The sequence below is a fragment of the Cucumibacter marinus DSM 18995 genome (genome assembly GCF_000429865.1).
Taxonomy (GTDB): domain Bacteria; phylum Pseudomonadota; class Alphaproteobacteria; order Rhizobiales; family Devosiaceae; genus Cucumibacter; species Cucumibacter marinus.
Genome location: NZ_AUCR01000024.1, coordinates 1 through 3,875 on the forward strand (window position 1 = coordinate 1; position 3,875 = coordinate 3,875).

The 3,875-nt window shown below is 61.3% G+C and carries 5 protein-coding genes; 4 read left to right on the plus strand and 1 reads right to left on the minus strand.

Annotated elements, in window-relative coordinates; translation table 11 throughout:
• A partial coding sequence (locus G489_RS20165; RefSeq protein ID WP_155889370.1) for a transposase occupies window positions 1-704 on the plus strand: 704 nt, incomplete at its 5' end.
• Window positions 705-1,029: 325 nt separating this feature from the next.
• Here the strand turns inward: G489_RS20165 and G489_RS0110830 are convergent.
• Window positions 1,030-1,380: an ArsR/SmtB family transcription factor gene (locus G489_RS0110830; protein ID WP_007803330.1), complete on the minus strand. Its 351-nt coding sequence runs from the start codon at window positions 1,378-1,380 to the stop codon at window positions 1,030-1,032.
• 63 nt (window positions 1,381-1,443) lie between these two features.
• Between G489_RS0110830 and G489_RS0110835 the strand changes: the two genes are divergently transcribed.
• The 3 genes from G489_RS0110835 to G489_RS0110850 all read left to right on the plus strand — a co-directional run bounded on the left by G489_RS0110835 (window position 1,444) and on the right by G489_RS0110850 (window position 3,508).
• Complete coding sequence (locus tag G489_RS0110835) at window positions 1,444-2,295, plus strand: cation diffusion facilitator family transporter (protein WP_007803328.1); 852 nt, start codon at window positions 1,444-1,446, stop codon at window positions 2,293-2,295.
• Between the two features lie 443 nt (window positions 2,296-2,738).
• Complete coding sequence (locus tag G489_RS0110845) at window positions 2,739-3,176, plus strand: hypothetical protein (RefSeq protein WP_029041552.1); 438 nt, start codon at window positions 2,739-2,741, stop codon at window positions 3,174-3,176.
• A gap of 56 nt (window positions 3,177-3,232) precedes the next feature.
• On the plus strand, window positions 3,233-3,508 hold the full coding sequence (locus tag G489_RS0110850; RefSeq protein WP_029041553.1) for a hypothetical protein: 276 nt from the start codon (window positions 3,233-3,235) through the stop codon (window positions 3,506-3,508).
• Window positions 3,509-3,875 lie beyond the last annotated feature (367 nt).

Below are 3,875 nucleotides of genomic sequence, written 5' to 3' on the forward strand. Positions count from 1 at the left end.
CCATAGGAATGCAGGAGCTCAAGAAACCCACGCTTGCGCTCGTTCCAGATCGGGACGGCTGCCGGTCTGGAACCGGGGGCAAGAAGATCAAGGGCTTCCTGCTGGCGTCGGGGATCACGGAACCTGCCAGCCTCCGCTCGTGGACGCTGGCCGCGTCCAAGGACCTTTCCGCCCTCGAGATACCGCCCGAGCATCGTACGGCGCTCGCTTCGATGGTGCGCGAGTACCTGTTCCTGCTGTCCGAAGACAAGCTGCTGCGGGCCGAGATCAGAGAAGCGACGAGGCGGATGCATTCGGAGCGGTTCAAGCGCCTGACCGCGGTTGCCGGAGTGGGCGAGACGGCGGCGGCGCACTTCCTCGCCGAAGTGTTCTCCCCGGAACGGTTCGACAGACCGGAGGAGGTCACGTCCTATCTCGGCCTTGCGCCCGTGGTCAGCCAGAGCGGCAACGGCCCGGCCCGCGCAAAGCTGCGGCCTGTCGGTCAGAAACGCCTGCGTGGCATCTTGGTCGAAGCGGCATGGCAGTGGAGCTGGCGCGACCCGGAGGCCAAAGCGATCTACAACCAGCATTTCGCGAAGCATGGGATCGGGCAGAAGGCCATTGTCGCCGTCGCTCGCAAGCTCGCGATCAAGCTCTGGCGCCTGTCGGTGGAGACGCCGTCAGTGCCAGCGGAGGGTGCCGCGCGCGGGGCCTGGTCGGGATAACCGACAACAAAAAAAGGCGGCACCCTCATCTACCGGCGCGTACCGAAAGCGGTACTTGGTGATCCTGCACCCTGACAGGCACGAATAAGAAAAGGCTTACGCAAGCCGGTGACAGCTTCGGTTTGGCCCTTATCCCGCGGCGCGACGCGCCTGCGGGCACGTCAAGGCTATCAACAATGAACGTCGGCACGCGGGGTTGATGGGACCTTCGCCGCTGCCATCACGAGCGGCAGGATCGCGGGACAAAGGGTGCATTCGCTGCGGATGCGCAGATGGCTGCTTCAGGTTTGGCGCACCGATAGGACATTGCAGCAGGTCGCGCCGGTTAGTCCGTATAGCTTTGGCAGGCATCAACTCCGTTGGCTGTCGAGGCAAGTAGCTGATCTGCATCACGGATGAGATCGGCGACCCGCCTGTCCGCCAGACGATACCGAACGAAGCGGCCTTTGCTGCGGCGACTGACCAGCCCGCATTCCAGCAGACAGCGCAGATGGTTCGAGACGTTGGGCTGACCCAAACCCGTATGCCCGACGATTTCCTGCACGTTGCGTTCGTCCGACACCAGCGCATCGAGGATCGTCAGACGGCTGGGATCGCTTAGGCCCCGGAAGAGCTTTGCCCGCAGTTCCAGTGTATCGGGTGCCGAAAGATCGTCTTGAATGTTTTGCGCTGTCATATCATTATCCACTGATACGTTAGCAGCGTACCTTTTCGCCCGCCACCACAAAAAGGATCGCACATGAGCCAGCCCGATAACAGCAAGTTGGCGACAGCCTCCTCCCCGATCCGAATGCGGGTGCAAGGCATGGACTGCGCGAAAGATGCCGCCGAGATCGAGCGCGCGGCCCGGTCTGCGGGCGTGGCCGAAGGCGACGTGAAAGTGTCCGCCGCCACCCACATCATGACATTGCGGATCGCGGACGGCGATCTGCCGAAAGTGCGGCCCGCGCTCGACGCGACCGGCTACGGTTTCGAGAAGATCGAGGACGGCGATACATCGTCCGATCCGGCCTACAAGGACCCGAGCTATCGCCGCGCGCTCTGGATCGTGGTCGCGCTCAATCTCGGATACGGCGTGGTCGAAATGTTCGGCGGGTTCTTGTCCGGTTCGCAGGCGCTGAAGGCAGACGCGCTCGATTTTCTGGGCGATGGTGCGATCACGTTTCTGGGCCTGCTCGCCATCGGCTGGAGCCTGACATGGCGGGCGCGGTCGGCGATGATCCAAGGCGTGTTTCTGGGCCTTCTGGGCCTTGGCGTTGTCGGCAGCACGCTCTGGCGTGTCCTCAACCAGACCACGCCAGAAGCCGGGTTGATGGGAGCCTTCGCGGTAGGTGCGCTGATCGTAAACATCCTCGCGGTGCTGCCGCTGCTAAAGCACCGCAAGGGTGATGCCAATATGCGAGCCGTCTGGCTGTTCTCTCGCAACGACGCCATCGGCAACCTCGCCGTGGTCATCGCCGCCGGGCTGGTCGCGTGGCTTGGCAGTGCATGGCCCGACCTGATCGTCGCGTTCGCGATCGCGGGGCTTTTCCTGCATTCGTCGTGGATGATCATCCGCGATGCCCGGAGTGACTTGGTGGAAGCTGACTAACTCCATCATGGTGCGACGCGCCGGACGAAAGCCGACATTCGCGCGCCCCGCAGCATCGGTGAGTCTGGGCTCGCTCCCGACCTTCGCTGCCCGTTGCCCAAACGACCGCTGACGGGCTCAATTCTGCCTCTTGTGGGCGAATTGAGCCCAGCTTCGTTGACCGTCACCCTTGACGACCGTCCACATAAGAAAAGGCCCGCCGGGGGATGGCGGGCCTAGGGGAGGTTCTCGAACGATGGATCGTCGACAACCGCGAAGACAGACGCCAGATTCGCTCCGATGAAGGCTGTGGTCAAGTAGAAATCTATGAAATCGGAAACAAATCCAACAAATCCAAATAAAAAATGGATCGTTTCCAATTTATCCACGCATTTAATTCTTCAACCCTTATTGTTGTGGGATTATGTTTTGCTTTGTGGAATTAATCCAAAGCGGAGAGAAGTGTGCATATTATCGATATTAAATATCCAGCAGGTGGGCATGAGAATCGCTCGGTCGGCGAGAACGCCATTATTCGCCAGATGGCGGATGTCCTTGTCAGGGGGTCGGTGATGCTCAGCGATGAGCCCGCGGTCAGGGCTTGCCTGCTTGAGGCAGGGTTCGGGCCGGCATCCATTCGTCGATTTGGCGACGATGCTTTGGACGATGCAAGGCGGGCGATTATCCATCGTCAGGCAACGCCGGAACTTCGCGCATTTGGCAAGAAGATTATCCAGAAACACATGGTCAAGGCCCTGATGGCCAGCGAGGTCGATCTTGAGGACACCGAGGCGGTCGATCAGCGTCTGCGCGAGGCGGGATTTGGCGAGAGTTCAATTTTGCATGTCGGGCCTCGTGCGAGGACGGAAGCCGCGGCGCGGCGCGGGACGCAAGCGGACTGACATCAACCCTCACTTTTGGAATTGGCGGGCGGGCTTTTGGCCCGCCTTTTTCGTCGTTGCCGCTTGGGCGCTTTCCATTTGAGGCCGAGGGCGGCGGCGGCCTCCTCATTGCTTATTCGCTTGCGCTTGAGCGCTCGCCAATCAGCTTCGAGTTCGGGCGGCACATCGCAGCCGCGCCGGGCCGCAAGGCTGCGGCGCCGGAGTTCTTCACCATGATCAGTGAAGCGCCGGCGCCCGCGCTCCGCGCGCGCCTCGATGTTTCGCGGATCTGCGTAATGCTGGATCAGATGCTTCATGTGCTGGGGCGGGAGGCCGCTGATCGATGCACGTGATCGCCTTGGCATAGCTGCTTGGTTCTCGCGCTGGTGAATGACTTCTGGTGGTTTCGAGGGCCGTCATGGGCCACCACAAGGAGCGTCGTCGAACATTAAACGACGTTGACGGCCCACAGGCGGCACTGGGCGGCCACCAAAGGCTGAGGCGATCATGGGGCGCCCTGGGGCGCCCAAATTGCTGTAATCGCCTTGACGGGCCGCGACGGCGGCTAGACGGCGCCTATTCAAGGCAAGATTGGCTCACGAACGTGCCCCGGACTGCGGAAAACCGGCTTTCCCGAGTGGAAAAATGGAAACGAAACTGTGTTTTTTCAGCGCAAAAAAACGCTGAAATATCGGGGGCGTCTTGCCCCGCGCAAAGCCG

Coding starts and splice junctions, on each gene's coding strand:
- G489_RS0110835 (WP_007803328.1), top strand. CDS start 1,444: ATGAGCCAGCCCGATAACAGCAAGTTGGCGACAGCCTCCTCCCCGATC.
- G489_RS0110830 (WP_007803330.1), bottom strand. CDS start 1,380: ATGACAGCGCAAAACATTCAAGACGATCTTTCGGCACCCGATACACTG.